The organism is Pseudomonas sp. 1L-C-7-B-C1, from assembly GCF_057291635.1.
Genome location: NZ_JBXAWH010000004.1, coordinates 1 through 18,584 on the forward strand (window position 1 = coordinate 1; position 18,584 = coordinate 18,584).

Annotated in this window: 21 protein-coding genes; 7 read left to right on the plus strand and 14 right to left on the minus strand. The window is 61.4% G+C overall.

Translation table 11 applies throughout. The features are described 5' to 3' along the window. Positions 1-237: 237 nt before the first annotated feature. The 6 genes from AC0Z8Z_RS07450 to AC0Z8Z_RS07475 form a co-directional block, all read right to left on the minus strand. Positions 238-1,164: a 5-oxoprolinase subunit C family protein gene (locus tag AC0Z8Z_RS07450; RefSeq protein WP_485618693.1), complete on the minus strand. Its 927-nt coding sequence runs from the start codon at positions 1,162-1,164 to the stop codon at positions 238-240. After that, positions 1,161-1,865 carry a 5-oxoprolinase subunit B family protein gene (locus AC0Z8Z_RS07455; RefSeq protein WP_485618694.1) on the minus strand — a complete coding sequence of 235 codons (705 nt, stop codon included), beginning with the start codon at positions 1,863-1,865 and terminating at the stop codon, positions 1,161-1,163. Before AC0Z8Z_RS07455 ends, AC0Z8Z_RS07450 begins: the two co-directional genes overlap by 4 nt. Continuing rightward, the gene (locus tag AC0Z8Z_RS07460) at positions 1,862-2,626 is read right to left on the minus strand and encodes a 5-oxoprolinase subunit PxpA (protein ID WP_485618695.1); all 765 of its coding nucleotides are present in this window, start codon (positions 2,624-2,626) and stop codon (positions 1,862-1,864) included. Before AC0Z8Z_RS07460 ends, AC0Z8Z_RS07455 begins: the two co-directional genes overlap by 4 nt. Positions 2,627-2,937: 311 nt before the next feature. Next, positions 2,938-3,462 (minus strand): DUF2937 family protein, encoded by a 525-nt coding sequence (locus AC0Z8Z_RS07465; RefSeq protein ID WP_272633768.1) that lies wholly within the window; start codon positions 3,460-3,462, stop codon positions 2,938-2,940. A 13-nt stretch (positions 3,463-3,475) separates the two neighbouring features. Next, entirely contained in the window at positions 3,476-4,249 is a 774-nt protein-coding gene (locus AC0Z8Z_RS07470; RefSeq protein ID WP_485618696.1) for a class II glutamine amidotransferase, read from the minus strand. A gap of 51 nt (positions 4,250-4,300) precedes the next feature. Then, entirely contained in the window at positions 4,301-4,804 is a 504-nt protein-coding gene (locus tag AC0Z8Z_RS07475; RefSeq protein WP_485618697.1) for an MFS transporter, read from the minus strand. A gap of 151 nt (positions 4,805-4,955) precedes the next feature. On the opposite strand from AC0Z8Z_RS07475, the gene AC0Z8Z_RS07480 reads away from it, so the two are divergent. Both AC0Z8Z_RS07480 and AC0Z8Z_RS07485 read left to right on the plus strand, forming a co-directional pair. Next, positions 4,956-7,013, plus strand: coding sequence for a S9 family peptidase (locus tag AC0Z8Z_RS07480; protein WP_485618698.1), 2,058 nt, complete (start codon positions 4,956-4,958; stop codon positions 7,011-7,013). Between the two features lie 116 nt (positions 7,014-7,129). After that, a complete protein-coding gene (locus AC0Z8Z_RS07485) occupies positions 7,130-7,612 on the plus strand; it encodes a Crp/Fnr family transcriptional regulator (protein WP_485618699.1) in 483 nt (160 codons plus the stop codon). 12 nt (positions 7,613-7,624) lie between these two features. Here AC0Z8Z_RS07485 and AC0Z8Z_RS07490 read toward each other — a convergent pair whose 3' ends face one another. Further along, on the minus strand, positions 7,625-7,912 hold the full coding sequence (locus tag AC0Z8Z_RS07490) for a hypothetical protein (RefSeq protein ID WP_122537453.1): 288 nt from the start codon (positions 7,910-7,912) through the stop codon (positions 7,625-7,627). Positions 7,913-8,023: 111 nt separating this feature from the next. On the opposite strand from AC0Z8Z_RS07490, the gene AC0Z8Z_RS07495 reads away from it, so the two are divergent. The 4 genes from AC0Z8Z_RS07495 (at position 8,024) to AC0Z8Z_RS07510 (ending at position 10,262) form a co-directional block, all read left to right on the plus strand. Further along, a complete protein-coding gene (locus tag AC0Z8Z_RS07495; protein WP_122623072.1) occupies positions 8,024-8,710 on the plus strand; it encodes a spermidine synthase in 687 nt (228 codons plus the stop codon). A gap of 70 nt (positions 8,711-8,780) precedes the next feature. Then, on the plus strand, positions 8,781-9,152 hold the full coding sequence (locus AC0Z8Z_RS07500) for a YajD family HNH nuclease (protein ID WP_074890657.1): 372 nt from the start codon (positions 8,781-8,783) through the stop codon (positions 9,150-9,152). Between the two features lie 163 nt (positions 9,153-9,315). Then, a complete protein-coding gene (locus AC0Z8Z_RS07505; RefSeq protein WP_485618700.1) occupies positions 9,316-9,804 on the plus strand; it encodes an RNA methyltransferase in 489 nt (162 codons plus the stop codon). An 86-nt stretch (positions 9,805-9,890) separates the two neighbouring features. After that, on the plus strand, positions 9,891-10,262 hold the full coding sequence (locus AC0Z8Z_RS07510; protein WP_205484533.1) for a YgaP family membrane protein: 372 nt from the start codon (positions 9,891-9,893) through the stop codon (positions 10,260-10,262). Positions 10,263-10,324: 62 nt separating this feature from the next. On the opposite strand, the gene AC0Z8Z_RS07515 is transcribed toward AC0Z8Z_RS07510, so the two are convergent. Continuing rightward, on the minus strand, positions 10,325-10,774 hold the full coding sequence (locus AC0Z8Z_RS07515; RefSeq protein ID WP_272633756.1) for a YcgN family cysteine cluster protein: 450 nt from the start codon (positions 10,772-10,774) through the stop codon (positions 10,325-10,327). 300 nt (positions 10,775-11,074) lie between these two features. On the opposite strand from AC0Z8Z_RS07515, the gene AC0Z8Z_RS07520 reads away from it, so the two are divergent. Beyond that, on the plus strand, positions 11,075-11,668 hold the full coding sequence (locus tag AC0Z8Z_RS07520) for a nitroreductase family protein (protein WP_485618701.1): 594 nt from the start codon (positions 11,075-11,077) through the stop codon (positions 11,666-11,668). 158 nt (positions 11,669-11,826) lie between these two features. Here AC0Z8Z_RS07520 and AC0Z8Z_RS07525 read toward each other — a convergent pair whose 3' ends face one another. The 6 genes from AC0Z8Z_RS07525 to AC0Z8Z_RS07550 form a co-directional block, all read right to left on the minus strand. Beyond that, a complete protein-coding gene (locus AC0Z8Z_RS07525) occupies positions 11,827-12,759 on the minus strand; it encodes a D-2-hydroxyacid dehydrogenase (RefSeq protein WP_485618702.1) in 933 nt (310 codons plus the stop codon). A gap of 131 nt (positions 12,760-12,890) precedes the next feature. Continuing rightward, a complete protein-coding gene (locus AC0Z8Z_RS07530; protein WP_122537448.1) occupies positions 12,891-13,184 on the minus strand; it encodes a YcgL domain-containing protein in 294 nt (97 codons plus the stop codon). After that, complete coding sequence (rnd, locus tag AC0Z8Z_RS07535; protein ID WP_485618703.1) at positions 13,181-14,314, minus strand: ribonuclease D; 1,134 nt, start codon at positions 14,312-14,314, stop codon at positions 13,181-13,183. The genes AC0Z8Z_RS07530 and rnd overlap by 4 nt, the downstream gene beginning before the upstream one ends. Positions 14,315-14,454: 140 nt before the next feature. Then, on the minus strand, positions 14,455-15,114 hold the full coding sequence (locus AC0Z8Z_RS07540; protein WP_485618704.1) for a class I SAM-dependent methyltransferase: 660 nt from the start codon (positions 15,112-15,114) through the stop codon (positions 14,455-14,457). Next, positions 15,107-16,756 (minus strand): phosphoethanolamine transferase, encoded by a 1,650-nt coding sequence (locus AC0Z8Z_RS07545; protein WP_485618705.1) that lies wholly within the window; start codon positions 16,754-16,756, stop codon positions 15,107-15,109. Before AC0Z8Z_RS07545 ends, AC0Z8Z_RS07540 begins: the two co-directional genes overlap by 8 nt. 196 nt (positions 16,757-16,952) lie before the next feature. Beyond that, a complete protein-coding gene (locus AC0Z8Z_RS07550) occupies positions 16,953-18,578 on the minus strand; it encodes a GMC family oxidoreductase (RefSeq protein ID WP_485618706.1) in 1,626 nt (541 codons plus the stop codon). Positions 18,579-18,584 lie beyond the last annotated feature (6 nt).

Genomic DNA, 18,584 nt, shown 5'->3' on the forward strand with positions numbered 1-18,584 from the left:
TGACCCAGCGCATTCGCCAGCAAGCTGACTCCCACAGGTTCAGTGCATGACGCCGATATTCCGGCAAACGCAGCTCCATCGTGGGAGCGAGCTTGTTCGCGAAGAGGTCAGTACATTCACTGAATCTTTAGCGACTGAAATGCCGCTTTCGTGAGCAAGGTGGAGCGCCGCCCCGGTCACACCCACAAGGAGGGTGTTCGCGGGGCGATTGCGAGGCATCCAGACGACCGGCAACATTTAGAGAGGACGGTGGACAACATTCAAAAACCCCATCTGCTCCCGATGCGCCACGTCCTGCGCCACTGCCCTCATCCGCACCACACTCCCCGGCAGCTTTTGCGCCAGCCGGGCCAGTGACATCGGCGTCAGTGCGCCGAGTCTTGGATAGCCGCCGATGGTCTGGCGGTCGTTGAGCAGGATGATCGGCTGGCCATCCGGCGGGACCTGAATCGCGCCGAGCGGGATGCCTTCCGAGATCATCGGCTTGCCCTGATAAACCAGCTCCGGCCCGAGCAAGCGCATGCCCATGCGGTCGGCGCGGCTGTCGAGGGTCCATTCGCTGTTGAACGCATCGAATAAGCTCAAGCCGCTGAACTGGCCGATCTGTGCACCCAGCACCACGTCCAGCGGACGCTGATCGGAAAGGTCGGGGATGAGGTGATCAGGCAGCGCATGAAGCTCAAACGACGCCCCTGAATAAGTCAGTTGATCGCCTTCAGCCAGCGCCTTGCCGCTTCCTTCGAGCCCGCCCAGCCCTTCTCGTGCGACGGTGGCACAGCTGCCGAGCACATCGACCGCCGCGAATCCGCCGGGCGCAGCGAGATACGCGCGAGCACCAGTGATGGGCCGGGTAAAGCGAAGCTGCTGGCCTTTGCGCACGAAGAAGCTGCGCCACGGCGCAATCGGTCGATCGTCGAGCACGGCGCCCAGATCCGCACCGGCCAGCGCCAGGCAGCAGTCGGATTCGGCCAGCAGCGTCAGACCGCCCAGCGTCACTTCGATAACGGCGGCGTCCAGAGCGTTATTCAGCAGGTTGTTGGCCCACGACATCGACACCCAATCCAGCGCCCCACCCTGGGTCACGCCGAGGTGCCTTACGCCGAACCGTCCAACGTCCTGCAACAGGCACAGCGGCGTGCTGCTTTTGACCGTCAACGCGCTCATGCCAGGCCCTCCAGCGGCGTGTCGTCGCCGCCCAGACGAATGAATTCTGCGTGATCAACGGCGGCAAAACGTACGGTGTCGCCGGGCTGCATCAGGCTGTAGCCGTCGATTTCGCGATCAAAGAGTTTGGCCGGGGTGCGCCCGAGGATGTTCCAGCCGCCGGGCGACTCCAGCGGGTAGGCCGCGGTTTGCCGTTCGGCGATGCCGACACTTCCCACCGCGACACGCTTGCGGGGTGTCTTGATACGCGGCGCGGCGAGGACTTCTTCCACCAGCCCCATGAACGCAAATCCCGGTGCGAAGCCCAGGGCGAAAACCTGATACTCGCGCTGGCTATGGCGGCGAATCACCTCGTCCACCGACAACCCGCTGCGCCTGGACAACAGGCTTAACTCGGGCCCGACGCTTAAGTCGTACCAGACCGGCAACACATGCTGCCGACCGCTTTGGGCGGCGTCGGGTGCAAGATCAGTCAGTGCATCGGTGATGATTGCCCTGGCCTGTGTCGGACTCAGCGCAAATAGATCGTAATGCACCATCAGCGTGGTGTAGGAAGGCACCAGATCAATCAAATGCGCAGCGAAACCCTCGCGCAGGCGCGACGTCGCGGCCAGCATCCACGGCATATTGGCCTCGTCGATGGCGTCGAATAGACGGACCATCAGGCAGTCGATGGCGACGACTTCGATGCGCAGGTTCACAGGGCAGACGGTCCGGCATCAGCGGCGTTCAACGCCTGACGAATGCGCTGGACCGCGTCGATGGAGCTGTCGTTGTCGCCATGCACGCACAAGGTGTGGGCCCGCAGTCGCAGCTCGCTGCCATCGCTGGCAATCAAGGCTTCGCCTCGGGACAAGGTCATGGCCTGGGCGATGATGACCTCTGCATCGTGATGCACCGCGCCGGGCAGGTTGCGCGAGACCAGCCGCCCCACGCTGTCGTAGGCGCGATCGGCGAAGGCTTCGAACCACAGCGTGACGCCGAATTCATCGGCGATGGCCTGCGCTGCCGAGTTGTCGCGCATGGCCAGCAGCATCAGCGGCAGTTCAGGGTTGTAACGGGCGATGGCTTCGATGACGGCGCGCAGTTGGGTCGGGTTGGCCATCATGTCGTTGTACATCGCGCCGTGGGGCTTGACGTAGCTGACGTGGCTGCCCTGGGCTCGGCAAACGCCGTCGAGCGCGCCGATCTGGTAGTGCAGCAGGTCTTGAATCTCTTGCGGGGAACAGGCCATCGAGCGACGCCCGAAACCCACCAGATCCTGATAAGCAGGGTGCGCGCCAATGGTGACGTTGTTGGCCAGGGCCAGCGCGACGGTCTTGCGCATGACGCTCGGGTCCCCGGCGTGGAAGCCGCAGGCGATGTTGGCGCAATCGATGTAGGGCATGACCTCGGCGTCCAGACCCATGGTCCAGGCGCCGTAGCTTTCGCCGATATCACAATTCAATAACAGGCGGCTCAAGGGCGTGACTCCTGTGCGAATGAAACGGGAAGAAGCTCGAGTGTACGCGCGGGGTCATCGGGTTGGCAGCGCGGGACACAGGGCTGTGCGGATGGGAGCATTCTTCGGCGCGAATGGCCGAAGCGTCCAACGAATAAAAGCGCGGGGGGAGGATAAGAAAAAGTGAACGGTGGGGAGGATCTTTGCTGACCGGGACGGCCTCTTCCCGGCTGAAGCCGGTCCTACAAACTACGCACCATTGTAGGACCGGCTTCAGCCGGGAAAGCGTCAGTAGCATCACTGCCCAATCAAGCGGGTGCCGGCAATGGGCCTCAACGCCAGTCGCGACCCACCGGCCGCACGTGGTGCCGACCGACGAATACCCAGTCGATGAACACCACAATGCTTTCGATGACCAGCGAGAACAGCAGCGCGCACAGCAGGCCCCAGCCGATGACTTCCGGCGACAACAACACCTGCCAGGTGTAGCCATTCCAGGTCTCGGTGCGGATAGCAGTGTCAGCGTCAGTCAGCACATGCCAGGCGCGGGCGTACCACGGGCCTTGCAACGCGAGCCATTCGCGGTCGAGGGTCTGATTGCGGGTGAGCAGATTATTGATGTTGTCGGCGTCGGTGCGGAACACCGGGTCATCGCTGGTGCGGTAATGCTGGATCAGCGCTTGCACGTCGCCATTGAAGAACCGCAGGGCAGTCTCGTTGTAGCCGCGCAGGCTCTGCTGAGCTTCCAGCATGTGCGCTTCGACGCGCTTGGTGTAGTCGCTGATAAACCCCGGAATCTGCACGCCTATCAACAGGCCTGCCGTGAACAACACCAGTCGTATATAGCTGCGCAGCATAGATCCCTCTCTTTCAGGCCGAACCTTCGACGACGCATTCGCCGCGGCGCCAAAGACTCCAGTGACCTGGCTCGTAGCGGTTCCAGGTCTCGTTTTCGGTCAGTGGCTCGGTGGCGATCACCGTCACCACATCGTTGGGCGTGGTCTCCGCCTGGAAATCGACGATAACGTCGACGTCTTTGAGGCGCGCCGGCCCGAACGGGGCGCGGCGGGTGATGTGCACCAGCTTGGTCGAACAGTAGCAAAACAGCCAGTCGCCATCACTGAGCAGTGCATTGAACACGCCTTTGCTGCGGTATTCGCTGCAGGCTTCGACCAGTGTCGGCAGCAACTGCTCGATATCGACCGGCTCGGGAAATGCTTCGCGCACCCGGTTGAGCAGGTCGCAGAACGCCGCTTCGCTGTCGGTATCGCCCACCGGCCGATAGAACGTAGCGCCGGGGTGGAAATCCGCGAGCTGGCCGTTATGGGCGAAACACCAGTTGCGCCCCCACAGTTCGCGCACGAAAGGATGGGTGTTGGACAGGCAGACCTTGCCTACGTTGGCCTGACGAATGTGGCCGATGACCACCTCGCTCTTGATCGGGTAACGCTGCACCAGTTGCGCGACTTCCGACTCGCTGCTCGCGGCAGGGTCCTGAAACAGACGCAGGCCCCGGCCTTCGTAGAAACCGATGCCCCACCCGTCGCGGTGCGGACCGGTGCGACCACCGCGCTGCATCAGCCCGGTGAAGCTGAACACGATGTCTGTCGGTACGTTGGCACTCATGCCCAGGAGTTCACACATGCTCAGGTCTCGGTGCGTTGAGGCACGCGTCTGGGAGAATGCCGGTCACCATCACAGTTTGGGTTCGACGCGATAGCGGCCGCTGGGTGCAGGCGCCGGCGTTGAAGCGGGAGACTGGCTGGCGAAGCGCCCTGCGGCTGGGTCTGCATAAGGCTCGTCGTGTTCCTTCTGCTCGGCGGCAGCTTGGACAGCGGCGGCTTCGGCGTGGGCCAGACGGGCTTTTTTCTTGCGCAGGAACGGCAAGCGGATCAAAGCGAAGATGACGTAGAGCCCCAGGGCGATGGCGCCGTAGGTGGCGAGGTCGAGCACGGCGCGCCAGACGTTGTTGCCGACCTTGAGCGCCAGGTCCAGCACGCTGATCGCCAGCGCCGGGGCGTATTGGTCTTTGGCGGGATCAACGATCGTCGGGCAGAACAACAGCACGGCGCCGATCACGCGCAAGGGTTCGCGCAGGTAGCGCCACATCCAGCCGGTCAGCTTGAACCACACCAACAGACAGCCCAACGCGGCGAACGCGTAAAGGCCCCAGGCAATCAGATAGTCGTTGTCGGTCATGACGTCCGTGGTAAGGCAGGTAAAGAGGCGCTTATGATAACGGCTTTTCACCAGCCCGGCTTCCCCGGCTTCAGTTATCGGTCTGCGGTATGTCGGGCACCGGGCAGCGCGACCGATCCCTTTTAAGTGAGCCCATGTGAGAGAGCCCAGCATGCCTTCCGCCCCACACACTTCCAGCGCCCCCGTCGCCCGCAAGGCTGACGGCGCCGACCCGTACGTCTGGCTGCAAAACCGCGACACTGATGAAGTGCTCGATTACCTCAAGGCCGAAAATGCCTGGCAGGAACAGCAGCTCGCAGACCTGCAGCCGTTGCGCGAAACCCTGTTTCAGGAGATCAAGGGCCGCATCCTCGAAACCGACCTGTCACTGCCCTCCCCCTGGGGCCCGTATCTTTATTACACCCGCACCACCGAAGGCGACGAATACGCTCGTCACTATCGCTGCCCGCGGCCGGGCGATGACTCCCAAACCATCGACGAAAGCGCTGAAGAGTTGCTGCTCGACCCGAACGAACTGGCCGGCGGTGGCTTCTTCTCCCTCGGTGCGTTCAGCATCAGCCCCGACCATCAGCGTCTGGCCTACAGCCTCGATACCAGCGGCGAGGAGGTCTATCAGCTCTACGTCAAGGAGCTGAACAGCGGCGCGGTCAGCAGCTTGCCGTTCGAAGACTGCGACGGCAGCATGACCTGGGCCAACGACAGCCAGACGCTGTTCTTCGGCGAGCTGGACGATACCCATCGTCCGCACAAGCTGTACCGCCATAAGCTGGGCGAAGCATCCGCCGAACTGGTGTTCAGCGAGCCCGACGGGCGCTTCTTCCTCCACTGCTATCGCAGCAGCTCGGAGCGGCAGTTGATCGTGGGGCTGGACAGCAAGACCACCAGTGAGGCCTGGGTGCTGGACGCCAGCACACCAGAACAGGCGTTCGTGTGCATGGCGCCGCGCAGCGAGGGCCATGAGTATTCGGTGGACCACGGGCTGATCGACGGCAAGTGGAGTTGGGTCATTCGCAGCAATCAAGACGGCATCAACTTTGCGCTGTACCACGCGCCTGAAAAACCCGATGGCATCCCGGAACGGAGCGACTGGCAGAACCTGATTGCCCACAGCGAGACGGTGATGCTCGACGGCTTCAGCCTCAACGCCAAAGGCCTGACCTTGAGCCTGCGCGAAGGCGGCCTGCCGATTGTCGAAGTGCATCCCCAAGGTCTCCCGGCGTATCGCGTGCAACTGCCGGATGCGGCCTACAACCTGTATGTGCAGGACACCCTTGAATTCGAAAGCGACAAGATTCGCCTGCGCTATCAATCGCTGAACCGTCCGCCGCAGGTCTGGCAATTGTCGCTGGCCTCCGGGGAACAGGTCGTACTCAAGGAAACGCCCGTACTGGGTGTGTTCGACGCCGATGCCTACGTCAGCCAGCGGTTGTGGGCGACAGCCGCCGACGGTACGCAAGTGCCCATCAGCCTGGTAGTCAAACGCGAGTTGGCCGGTCAGACCGTTCCGCTGTATCTGTACGGCTATGGCGCGTACGGCGAAAGCCTGGACCCGTGGTTTTCCCACGCGCGGCTGAGTTTGCTTGATCGCGGCATCGCTTTCGCCATCGCTCACGTGCGCGGCGGCGGGGAGCTGGGCGAAGCCTGGTACCGCAACGGCAAGCAGGAGCACAAGCAGAACACCTTCAGCGACTTCATCGCCTGTGCCGAACACTTGATCGCGGAAAACATCACCACGGCCGAACAACTGGTGATCAGTGGCGGCAGCGCCGGCGGCCTGTTGATTGGCGCGGTGGTGAACCAGCGTCCGCAGCTGTTCAAGGCTGCCATCGCTGAAGTACCGTTCGTCGATGTACTGAACACCATGCTCGACCCCGATCTGCCGCTGACCGTCACTGAATATGACGAATGGGGCAACCCGCAAGAGCCGGATGTTCACGCGCGGATCAAGGCCTACGCGCCTTATGAAAACGTCGCGGCGCAGCATTATCCGGCCATGCTGGTGATCGCGGGCTACAACGACAGCCGCGTGCAGTATTGGGAAGCAGCCAAGTGGGTGGCGAAACTGCGTGATCGCAAAACCGACGATAACCTGCTGTTGCTCAAGACCGAACTGGGCGCAGGCCATGGCGGCATGAGCGGGCGTTATCAGGGATTGCGTGACGTAGCCCTCGAATACGGGTTTATTCTGAAAGTGCTGAAAATGGCCTGACGACATCTGCGCGGGCGGTGTGTCACATGACAAGCCCGGACCCTGTAAAGTCCGGGCTCCTTTCACTGCAGCCCGTGCTTAACGCAACCCTCTAGAACACTCAACAAGAACTCGCCATGTCTACATTGCTCAACTCTTCGTCACTCAATAAGGAAATCCGCGACAAGCTGATGGACTGCGGTCTGTTCCTCGCCCTGACGCCGGCTGAATTTGCCGCCGCTGCGGGGTACTTCAGCATCAGCAGCATTGAAAAGGGCGACGCGATCTTCAACGAAGGCGACGCGGGCACGTTCATGTGCATCCTGCACTCGGGCACGGTGTCGGTGCAGAAGCTCAACAGTGATGGCCATCCGGTGGAGACCGCCATCCTGCGCAGCGGTAGAGCGTTCGGCGAAATGGCGGTGCTGGATGGCGAACGTCGCTCGGCCACGTGCATCGCCGCTTCATCGTGCTATCTGCTGAACCTGGGCAAGGACTCGCTGGACAAGATGCTCAACGACGCGCCGAAAGTGGCAGCGAAGATCATTCGCGCGATCGCGGTGGCGATGTCCAAGCGGCTGCGCATGATGGACGGTCAGGTCGTGGCGCAGCAGGATTAAGCAGAACGGCCTTCAGGGAGTCGGCTTGGCCGAAGGCTGCAAGCCCGGCAATGGCTCATCTTCCTTCGGCGGTCCTGGCTGGGGGATCTTCGGCAGCAGCGGAGGGTTGCCCTGGCCGCCTGCATGGGGAATGCCCGGCGGTGCAACTTGCGGGTACGGCGTTGGCGTTGCGGTGCCGGGCGAACCGGCGGACGCCGCGATGGGCTCGGGCGTATTCAGAACAGGTTGCAGGCTCTCGGCAGACGCTTGAGACACGCCGAGCACAGTGATGACAATCGTCAGTAGAATGGAGCACTTCATCGTTGGCCTCCCCTGCCAATCTTTCGCTTATCGCTCAGGCTACTCCTGCGCAACCCATCGCGCTCTGACAAATTGCGCTGTATGCGGCCCAACCCTTTTGACGAGTTATCCATGAAACGTTTTGTTCTGCTCGACACCACTCCGATCCCCGATAACGGCGGCGCCTTGTGCCTGTTCGAGTACGGCGAGGATTTTGTCATCAAGATCCAGGGTGGTGACGGCGGCCAGTTGATGAACACGCGCATGCATGGTTCCGAAGACGCCCTGGCGGAAATTCCCTGCAAGAAGGTCGCGGCGCGCCTCAACCCTCGGGTGCTGATCGGCGGGCTGGGCATGGGCTTTACCCTGGCGTCAGCGCTCAAGCACCTGGGCAAGAACGGCGAAGTGGTGGTCGCCGAGCTGGTGCCCGGCGTGGTGGAGTGGAATCGCGGTGCCCTGGGCGAAAAATCGGGCAATCCGCTGCAGGACCCACGCGCCAAGGTGGTGGTGCAGGACGTCGCTCAGGTTCTCAAGGCAGAACCACAAGGCTTTGACGCGATCATGCTCGACGTTGACAACGGTCCTGAAGGCCTGACGCAAAAATCCAACAGCTGGCTATATTCGGCCGGTGGTCTCGCGGCCTGCGCCAGCGCGCTACGCCCCAAAGGTGTGTTGGCCGTGTGGTCCGCCAGCGCCGACGCGGCCTTCAGCGACAAGCTGCGCAAGGCCGGTTTCAAGGCTGAAGAGGTCAAGGTCTACGCCCATGGCAACAAGGGCACACGGCATACCATCTGGATCGCCGAAAAACTGAAGGGCTGATCGACGGGCAAAGCGCTAGACTTGCCTGCATTGCTCTCCATCGCCAACAGAACACGAAACAGGTGACGCCATGAGTTCGGCCAACACGCCAACCAACACTTCCAAACTGGACCGCATCCTCGCCGACAACCAGCGTGACCGAGAAATGGGTTACCGCGACAAAGCCCTGCGCATGTACCCGCACGTCTGCGGCCGCTGCGCCCGGGAATTTGCCGGCAAACGCCTCAGCGAGCTGACCGTGCACCACCGCGACCACAACCACGACAACAATCCCCAGGACGGCTCCAACTGGGAACTGCTGTGCCTGTACTGCCACGACAACGAACACTCGCGTTACACCGATCAGCAATACTTCTCGGAAAGCTCGACCAGCAGCCCGAAAACCGCCAAGGCGACCCACAACCCGTTCGCCGCGCTGGCGGGGTTGATGAAGAAGGACTAGCAGACGAGCTGCAAGTTTTGAGCTGCAAGCGGCAAGTAAAAGCACAGCGGCGTTTGTCGGGCCACCGTTCACCGCCTCTTGCAGCTCAAAGCTTGAGGCTTGCAGCTTCCTGCTGCCTCTTTCCCCTATAATCCCGCGCTTTCTCTGATGAGCACCCTCCCCCGTGGCCAACAAACGCTATGCCTGCATCGGCTTGTTCAATCCCAAATCCCCGGAAAACGTCGGTTCGGTGATGCGCGCAGCGGGCTGCTATGGCGTGGCGTCGGTGTTCTACACCGGCAAGCGCTACGAGCGTGCGCGTGATTTCGTTACCGACACCAAGAAGATTTACCAGGACATTCCGCTGATCGGCATTGATGACCTGAGAAAGATCATCCCGCTGGGCTGCGTGCCGGTGGCCGTGGAATTGGTCGAGGGCGCACGTGCGCTGCCCGAGTACACCCACCCGGACCGGGCGATCTATATTTTCGGGCCGGAAGACGGTTCGCTGGATAAAGAGATCCGCGATTGGTGCGAAGACGTGGTGTACATCCCCACGACGGGCTGCATGAACCTCGCCGCGACCGTCAACGTCGTGCTTTACGACCGCATGGCTAAAGGCGTCAATACCCGCTCTGGCCCGCAGTTCGGACGGGAAACCGATCGCACCTGACGTCCGCGCGCTGACAAAACGCATTGAACAGTTTGCGCTGCTGACAGTCAGCTTTAAGGACCCCAACCTTTCACGGAGAACGCATCATGAGCGACACCCCGATCATTGAACGCATCGAACGACCTTTGCACGATTACCCGGAGCAGAACGTACAGGGCTGGGAGCGCATTGGCTCGCTGGCAGGTGGTGTACTGATGATGGGCAAAGGCCTGCGCCGCGGCGGGATCTTTGGTCTGGTGCAACTGGCAATCGGCGGCGCCGTTCTGGCCCGTGGCATCACCGGCCACTGCTCTGCCAAGTCGCTGATCGACAAAAGCCGCAGCGAAATGGACGTGGCGCGTTCGCGCATCGAAGAAGCAGGCGCTGAACTGAGCAAGCTGAAAACCAAGGCTGAAGTCGCTGTAGAAGACGCTGTCGACACCGGCGTCGACGCATTGAAAGGTCCGAAAGGCGTCTGATCGACGCTGCATCGCAAGCAAGCTCGTGACGGCTGAACCCACAGCCTCACGAGCTTTTTGCATTAGCCCGCACGAAAAATCAGGTAATCCTCCCAGTCGTCCTCGGGCACGCTGCCTTCGCTGAGCATGCGTCCGGACTGGGAAATACGCTGTTTATGCACCTGGTCCCGGTCCCCGCACACCAAGTGGTGCCAGAGCGGCAGGTCCTTGCCCTCGCTGACCAGCCGATAGCCGCAAGTGGGCGGCAACCATTTGAATTCGTCAGCCTTACCGGGCGTCAGCTGAATGCAGTCCGGGACCTGGGCGCGGCGATTCGGGTAGTCAGTGCAGGCGCAGGTCTTCAGGTCCAGCAGCTTGCAGGCGATGCGCGTGTAATAAACGCTGCCGTCGTCCTCGTCCTCGAGCTTTTGCAGGCAGCACAAACCGCAGCCGTCACACAGCGATTCCCACTCAACGGCATCGAGCTGCTCAAGGGTTTTGCGTATCCAGAAGGGTTCTACGATGGCGGCCATGATTCTCGCGCATACAGCTGTGGGCAATGAAAGGCCGCCAGTCTAGAGGTACAGGTCCGTTGGGCCAAGCACGGGCGACTGTCGGTCGACGGGCGCGGCAGATGGAAGCGGCTATAACTCCGAAATGCGCAGGCTTGTCAGCAGCGAAGCGGCGCAGTAGCGTTAGGCCCTCGCGGGCAGGTCTGCCATTGCCTGCGCTGCCCCCCCCCTTTGCGACGATGCCTGCCGTCAACGGCCCATCTGAATGATCACGCCGCCTGCTGCAGGCGAGCGGTTTATCTCTCTTTCAGGATCGAATCCATGAGCGCCAATCCACGTGTTGCCGAATACGCCATCGACCCGCAATTCATCGAACGCTGGTCGCCGCGCGCGTTCAGCGGCGAGAGCATCCCGCAGGAAACCCTGCTGAGCTTTTTTGAAGCCGCGCGCTGGGCGCCTTCGGCTTACAACTCACAGCCCTGGCGTTTTCTCTACGCCCGCCGAGACACGCCGAACTGGGAGCGTTTCCTGGGCCTGCTGAATGAATTCAATCGCGGCTGGGCACAGCATGCCTCGGCGCTGGTGATCATTATTTCCAAAACCACCTTCACCGCCCCCGGCGCGACGGAAGAAACGCCGGCGCTGTGGCACACCTTCGACACCGGTTCGGCGTGGGGATACCTGGCGCTGCAAGCAAGTCTCAGCGGTTGGCACACCCACGGCATGGCGGGTTTTGACCAGGAACTGACTCGCCAGGCGCTGAAGATTCCGGAGGGTTATGCGGTGCATGCGGCCGTGGCGATCGGCAAGCTGGGGGATAAATTGACGCTGGCCGAATACCTTCAGGCTCGGGAAACGCCGAGCCCGCGTCGGCCGCTGGCTGAATTGGCGGCCGAGGGGGATTTCAGTTTGTAAGGGCTGGACGCTCGGTTTTAGTAGGACCGGCTTTAGCCTGGAAGACGTCTGCAGCCACGCCGCAAAATGGATGGCGTAAAAACCGGCCTCTTCCCGGCTGAAGCCGGTCCCACTCAGTACGCGTCGTGTCAGTAGAACCGGTTTCAGCCGGGAAGTGCTCAATACCCCTTGGCGAAATCCACTTCGCCGCGCAATGCCTCGCCGGCGGTATAGGCCTTGAGGTTGTCCACGAACAGCTGGGTCATTGCCGGCGGCGACGTCGGCGCCGAGCTGTGACCAGTGAGCAACAGCCCCCACGCCGTCCAGAACGGGTGACGCTGGGGCAGCGGTTCCTGACGGCAGACGTCGATGACCGCCCCGGCCAGATGCCCTTCTTTCAGCGCCTCTACCAGATCCGCATCCACCACCGCCGTGCCCCGACCGACGTTGATGAACAACGCCGAAGGCTTGAAGCAGGCAAACAGTTTGGCGTTGTAGAGATCCTGGGTCTGCGGCGTGTTGGGCAGCAGGTTGATGACGAAATCAACCTCGGCCACTAGACGCGGCAGGTCCTCCAGCGCAGCCACTTCAACGAACGGCGCTTCAGTCCGCGCGCTCGACGCGATGCCATACGTCTCGACGCCAAACGGCACGAGGAACTGCGCGACGTGCCGACCAATGTCGCCCGTCCCGACGATCAGCGCCTTGCGCCCCGAGAGGCTGCGGCCCATGCGATTGTCCCACTTGCGCTCGACCTGACTGACCAGCCGCGCCAGCACTTCACGCTCGTGCACCAGCATGTAAGTCAGCACGAACTCGGCCATCACCTGACCGAAGATGCCAACGGCGCGGGTCAGTTGATAGTCGCGGTACAGCCCGTCAGCCAGCAGCGGCGTGATGCCGGCCCAGGTCGATTGCAGCCATTTCGGTTTGTGCCCCTGGCGCAGCAGATTGGCCAGCAAATCGGGCTGACCGAGCCAGACCGGTGCTTCGGCGGCCATTTTCGACAATTCGGCGGAATTACCGCTGCTCAACACTTCGATCTCGGGGGCCGTCTGGCGGAGCAGTTCGGTGTAAACGGGGTAATCGTGTTCGGCGATCAGAACGCGCATGGATTCAAAACTCGAATAAACGGGGCATGCGACCGCGCAGCGTTCCAGACCGTGCTCGGTTGAGCCGGTCAGGTCTGACGCATGCAACGGTCCGGTGTACCCCTGCGATGGATTGCAGGGTCAGAAATCGATCACATCGGATCGTTGCGGCGCAGCAGCTCTTCAGGCAAATGCTCGATGTAGTCGTCTTCGGCCGGTGGCATCTGCAGGTGGTAACCCTGCTTGTCCAGATTGGCGAGCACCGCGTGAATGTCTTCACGGGCCAGGGCGCGCTCCGGCGACAGGACCAGATTGAAGGCGTGCTGCGGCTTGCCGAACGCGGTCAGCAATTCCTCGGGCACACGCTCCAGGGCGTCGCTCTTGAGGACATACAGGTACATTTCGTTCCTGCGCGGGCTGCGGTAGATGGAGCAAATACGTTTCAAGGCTGTTCTCCGACGTTGGCCAGGCTGTCGAGCAGCATCTGGCCCATCAATTCGCGGCGCCAGCCACGCAGCGAATCGGGCAGTTTATAGGGACCGTCTGGGTAACCGGTCTTGAGCAGGGCTTCGAGGGTCTTTTTGCGCAGCATCAATTCCGGCGCCATGTCGAGGCGCTCGGCTTGCTGCTGGCCAATGGCGCGCAAACTCTTGAGCACATTGGAGGCCTCGATCGGCAGCGGCTCCGGCAGTGCGGGCGGCCACAGATCCGGCGACACGCTGCCGGCTTTCTTGATCAGGTCGAGCAGAAACTCGCCGTCCTGACGCACGGTCTTGGGGTGCATGTCGTCGATTTTCGCCAGCGCAGCGAGGTTGTCGGGCTGGGATTTGGCCAGCGGCCACAGCGAATGTTCGCGCAGGATGCGATTGCGTGGCTGATTACGCAGGCGCGCCTGTTGCTCGCGCCAGGCGCAGAGCTCACGCAGCACGGCGAGTTGCGCCCGGGACAGCTTCCACGCCAGCTTGGCGTCGCGGTAAGCGTCATAGGGATCGGTTTCGCGGCGCAGGTTGGCGACCAGTTCGGCACCGTCCTCCAGCACCCATGCGTACTTTTCATCGGACAGACGCGGGCGCAGCAGGTTGTACACCTCGGCCAGGTGCACGGCGTCTTCGGCGGCGTAGCTGATCTGGGTTTCCGAGAGGGGGCGTTGCAGCCAGTCCGAACGCGTCTCGCCTTTCGGCAGATCGATGTTCAGCACTTCCTGGACCAGACGCGAATAACCCATCGAGAACCCGAGGTTCAGATAGGCCGCGGCCAGTTGGGTGTCGAAGAGCGGCGCAGGCAGGCTGCCGGTCAGGCGCAACAGCACCTCAAGGTCCTCGCTGCAGGCGTGAACGACTTTGATGACGTCAGGGTTTTCCAGCAGCGCGGCCAGAGGCTTCCAGTCGCTTATCAGCAACGGGTCGATCAGGTAGGCGCGTGATCCATCGCCGATCTGCAACAGCGCGGCGATGGGATAGAAGGTGTCGACCCGCATGAATTCGGTGTCGAGCGCGACGTAGGGCAGTGTCTGCCACTGTGCGCAATGTTCGGCGAGGCTATGGTCGTCGCGAATCCAGTGAATATCGATGGCCACACGGCTCTCCCTCGAAGAATGGCGCGCAGTATATATCGCTACAAGCGGTTACCGGGCATCCGTCCTGCAAGTCTCGGACAACTTCATCTTTGAAGCGCGCAAATAGCCGCCGTGGCGACGACCGTCCATCCGATCACTGCTCACTGGCCCGCCTTGCGCAGCACGTACACACGCCACATGGCGTAGCCGGGAAGAAAGTCGTGGTGATCGATGATCCTGAAGCCCGCCTGCGCGAACTCGGATTCGATGTCGCTGCGGCACACCACAAACCGATTGCGTGGCGCGGATACTTCAACGTCCAGTCGACCTTGCTGACGTTTGCGGCGCCACGACTTCACGTTGCCGTCGACCCACAGCGCGACGATCGCCGTGTCGCGGGTGACCCGGTGAAACTCGTCGAGAATCGCGCCGCGTTTTTCACGGTCGGCCAGGTGATGGAACAACCGCATGCAAAAGATGCAGTCCACTGCGTTGGCGGACAGGCCGATGGAAAACGCCGAGCTCTGGAACGTGCGGATGCGCTTGCGCACTTCGCTCGACGACTGCGCCTGGGCACGCGCCAGCATGTCGGTGGAAGGGTCGGCTGCGAGGATCACTCGATTGGTGTGTTCGGCCAGCACTGGCCAGAAACGCCCGGAGCCCGATGGCAAATCCAGCACCAGCCCGGGCTCCCCCGCGTCTCGCAACGCTCTGCGCGCTATTTGCGCATCGCGCCAGAGACTGAGACGTCGGCTGAGGGTGTGTCCGTGTGGGCGCCCGAACTCATCGGCGTGAAGGTTTTTGTCGAGGGGCTCATTCATTGGCCAGTACCCCGTCCGTATAAATCCCCCGACAACCCGCGAACATGTCCAGCGCGGGGTTGTAGACGCTTGTCCGCACCTGCAGCAGACCCAGCATCGAATGAAACAAGTTATCCTGACTCAGCGGCGCGTTTCGCTCTTTTTGCAGGCAATGGGTATCCACGGCAAAAGACTGCTGATAGTTCTCGGAGAACCAGGCAATCATCGGGACATGTTTCTGTTGATCGGGCGCCAGCATATAAGGCGTGCCGTGCAGGAACAGGTTGTATTCACCCAACGACTCGCCGTGATCGGAAAGATAAACCATGGCCGAGTCTACTTTGCCCTGATTGTTGCGCAGGATGTCAATCAGCGATGCCAGTACATGGTCGGTGTACAGCAATGTGTTGTCGTAACCGTTAACGATACTTTCCCGGGAGCAATTATTCAGTGCATTGCTTTCGCACACCGGCGTGAACTTCTCGAACTCTTTTGGATAACGCTTGAAGTACTCAGGCCCATGACTGCCCATCTGGTGAAGGACCAGCACGGTATCTTTGTCCAGTGTGTCGATGAAGTGCTGCAGGCCCTGCAACAGGATTTCATCGCGGCACTCGTTGTTGGCGCACAGCGCCGGGTCTTTGAGATTGCTGACATCCTGCAACGTCACCCGGTCGCAAGTGCCTTTGCAGCCCGACTGGTTGTCGCGCCAGATCACATCCAGCCCGGCGCGTTTCAACACATCAAGCATGCCTTCTTCATTGCGGGCGGTGGTTGCGTTGTAATCCTTGCGGCCCATGTTGGAGAACATGCACGGCACCGACACCGCCGTCTCCGTGCCGCAGGAATGCACATCCGTAAACGTGAGCAGGCCCTGCTCCTTGCTCAACTGCGGCGTGGTATCGCGGTTGTAGCCGAGGATGCCGAAGTTCTCGGCCCGCGCACTTTCGCCCACGACCAACACGGTCAGTGACTTGCGCTTGTGCTGCTGCCAATCGCTGGCAAGCCTGGCGTCTTGACCGATACTCACGAACGGCCGCTGCGCTGACTTGACCTGCTCGCTCAAGTAGCCCACGGACGCCGCAAGGTAGTTGCTCGGCACCACCATCAGGCGCAACTCGTGATGATTGCGAAACAGCGAAGACAGCCCCTGGTAATTCAACAGCGCCACACCGCCGATGGCGACCGCGCACACAACAGACACCAGCGCTTTGCTGAGCAACTCACGGGGCCAGCGGCGATAGGCAATCGGTGTTTTGATAAGAATGAACGACGGCACGACGCCCAGAAAAAACAAGTAACCGAGCAACTTCAATGAAAGAAGATCGCGCACTTCGGTGACATTGGTTTCAGCGAAGTTTCTAAACATTCCCGCGTCAATCATTACGCCATATTGGCTCATGAAGTAAGCCACGCCGGCGCTGACAAAAAAGATAACGACCAACACCGATTTCAATACACGCTTGAATGCCAACAGCGTGAAGAAAACATTAAACGCACAGAACACCATCAGCGCAAAAGCACAACGCAACAACACACCCTTACCGTCCGAGTCGGTGATTGCAAATAGATGCTGCCAGAGGGTCAGATTAAACCCGACCAACAAAAAGGCACTGGCAAGCAATGTCACAAGCTCGGGACGAACTGCTTTGACGTTGAGCATAAAAGTCTGCTTGGTTGGAAATCAGAATATAAACGCGGAAGGACCCCCGCCGATGTCGCGAACTTTAGGCATCTGGCCATCAATTTTTTGTGAAAAGGATGAGAACGAATGGTGGGGTGGGATTGTTGTTTATTAGATAGGATCCTGCGGTGCAAGCCGCAGGAAATCAGCCAGGTCTTCAGTAGCCGATCAAGCTTTACGCCGAGCAGGTCTGCGCCGCTGCATCCTCAATAATCATCTGCGCCGCCTTCTCGGCGATCATCACGGTCGGCGAGCAGGTGTTGCCGGAGGTGATGTTCGGCATGATCGACGCGTCCACCACGCGCAGGCCGGTGATGCCGTGCACCCGCAGGCGTTCGTCTACCACGGCGTCGCGGCCCTGCCCCATCTTGCAGGTGCCGACCGGGTGAAAGATCGTCGTGCCGACAACGCTGGCCGCCTCGCGCAATTCTTCCTCGGTTTGCAGGCTTGCGCCAGGCAGGTACTCGACCGGCTCGAAGCGGGCGAGCGCAGGCGCGGCGGCGATGCGACGCGTCAGGCGAATCGCATCTGCGGCCACTTTGAGGTCCGCCTCGTGACTCAGGTAGTTCGGGCGAATGATGGGCGCGGCATCGGCCAGCGCCGAACGGATTTCCACCGTGCCACGGCTCTGCGGGCGCAGATCGCACACGGACGCAGTGAATGCGGGAAAGCCGTGAAGCGGCTCGCCGAAGCGCTCAAGGGACAAGGGCTGCACGTGGTATTCAAGATTGGCGCTTGCCTGCTCCGGCCCCGAGCGTGCAAACGCGCCCAACTGACTCGGCGCCATCGCCAGCGGACCGCTGCGATTGTAGGCGTAGCGCAGGCCCATGTTCATCTTGCCCCACAGACTGCCCGCCATTTGGTTCAGCGTCTGGCCATTGGTGACCTTGTAGATCAGGCGCAACTGCAGGTGATCCTGCAGATTCGCGCCAACGCCGGGCAGCGCATGCCGAACGCCGATGCCGAGCTTTTCCAGCAGTGGACGCGGCCCGATGCCTGAGCGCTGCAACACCATGGGCGACCCGATGGCGCCGCAGCAGAGGATGATCTCTCGCCGGGCGCGAAGCGTCTGTTCCTGCCCGTTGACGCGAACAATCACTCCGCTGGCGCGGTTGTTTTCAAAAAACACGCGCGACACTTCTGCACCCGTGATCACCGTCAGATTGGGGCGTTTTAATGCCGGTCTGAGAAATGCCTTGGACGCGTTCCAGCGCACACCGCGCCGCTGATTGACCTGAAAATAACTGCACCCTTCGTTGTCGCCGCCATTGAAGTCGGGGATCGACGGGATGCCGGTTTGCGCCGCCGCCTCACGGAACGCATCCAGCAGCGTCCATGAGAGGCGCTGCTGCTCGACGCGCCACTCACCTTTCGCGCTGTGAAGGTCCGAGTCGCCGGCGTAGTGGTTTTCCGAGCGCTTGAAGATCGGCAATACGTCCTTCCAGCCCCACCCGTCGTTGCCCTGCTCCGCCCAGCCGTCGTAGTCCCGCGACTGGCCGCGCATGTAAATCATGCCGTTGATGGATGAGCACCCGCCCAGCACTTTGCCGCGAGGGTAATTGAGAGCCCGCCCGCCGAGGCCGGGCTCCGCTTCGGTCTTGAAGCACCAGTCGGTGCGCGGATTGCCGATGCAGTAGAGGTAGCCCACCGGCACATGAATCCAGGCGTAATTGTCCTGGCCGCCCGCTTCGAGCAGCAGGACTCGGTGGGCAGGATTCTGCGACAGCCGATTGGCCAGCAGGCAGCCCGCCGGGCCTGCGCCGACGATGATGTAGTCATGGAGACCGACGTCCGTTTGCATGCGTCC

Bases quoted from the DNA above. Each gene is read 5' to 3' on its own strand.
- AC0Z8Z_RS07480 (WP_485618698.1), top strand. From the start codon at position 4,956: ATGCCTTCCGCCCCACACACTTCCAGCGCCCCCGTCGCCCGCAAGGCT.
- AC0Z8Z_RS07500 (WP_074890657.1), top strand. From the start codon at position 8,781: ATGAGTTCGGCCAACACGCCAACCAACACTTCCAAACTGGACCGCATC.
- AC0Z8Z_RS07525 (WP_485618702.1), bottom strand. From the start codon at position 12,759: ATGCGCGTTCTGATCGCCGAACACGATTACCCCGTTTACACCGAACTG.
- AC0Z8Z_RS07545 (WP_485618705.1), bottom strand. From the start codon at position 16,756: ATGCTCAACGTCAAAGCAGTTCGTCCCGAGCTTGTGACATTGCTTGCC.
- AC0Z8Z_RS07490 (WP_122537453.1), bottom strand. From the start codon at position 7,912: ATGAAGTGCTCCATTCTACTGACGATTGTCATCACTGTGCTCGGCGTG.
- AC0Z8Z_RS07470 (WP_485618696.1), bottom strand. From the start codon at position 4,249: ATGTGTGAACTCCTGGGCATGAGTGCCAACGTACCGACAGACATCGTG.
- AC0Z8Z_RS07450 (WP_485618693.1), bottom strand. From the start codon at position 1,164: ATGAGCGCGTTGACGGTCAAAAGCAGCACGCCGCTGTGCCTGTTGCAG.
- AC0Z8Z_RS07475 (WP_485618697.1), bottom strand. From the start codon at position 4,804: ATGACCGACAACGACTATCTGATTGCCTGGGGCCTTTACGCGTTCGCC.
- AC0Z8Z_RS07540 (WP_485618704.1), bottom strand. From the start codon at position 15,114: ATGAATGAGCCCCTCGACAAAAACCTTCACGCCGATGAGTTCGGGCGC.
- AC0Z8Z_RS07515 (WP_272633756.1), bottom strand. From the start codon at position 10,774: ATGGCCGCCATCGTAGAACCCTTCTGGATACGCAAAACCCTTGAGCAG.
- AC0Z8Z_RS07510 (WP_205484533.1), top strand. From the start codon at position 9,891: ATGAGCGACACCCCGATCATTGAACGCATCGAACGACCTTTGCACGAT.
- AC0Z8Z_RS07520 (WP_485618701.1), top strand. From the start codon at position 11,075: ATGAGCGCCAATCCACGTGTTGCCGAATACGCCATCGACCCGCAATTC.
- AC0Z8Z_RS07485 (WP_485618699.1), top strand. From the start codon at position 7,130: ATGTCTACATTGCTCAACTCTTCGTCACTCAATAAGGAAATCCGCGAC.
- AC0Z8Z_RS07495 (WP_122623072.1), top strand. From the start codon at position 8,024: ATGAAACGTTTTGTTCTGCTCGACACCACTCCGATCCCCGATAACGGC.
- AC0Z8Z_RS07465 (WP_272633768.1), bottom strand. From the start codon at position 3,462: ATGCTGCGCAGCTATATACGACTGGTGTTGTTCACGGCAGGCCTGTTG.
- AC0Z8Z_RS07550 (WP_485618706.1), bottom strand. From the start codon at position 18,578: ATGCAAACGGACGTCGGTCTCCATGACTACATCATCGTCGGCGCAGGC.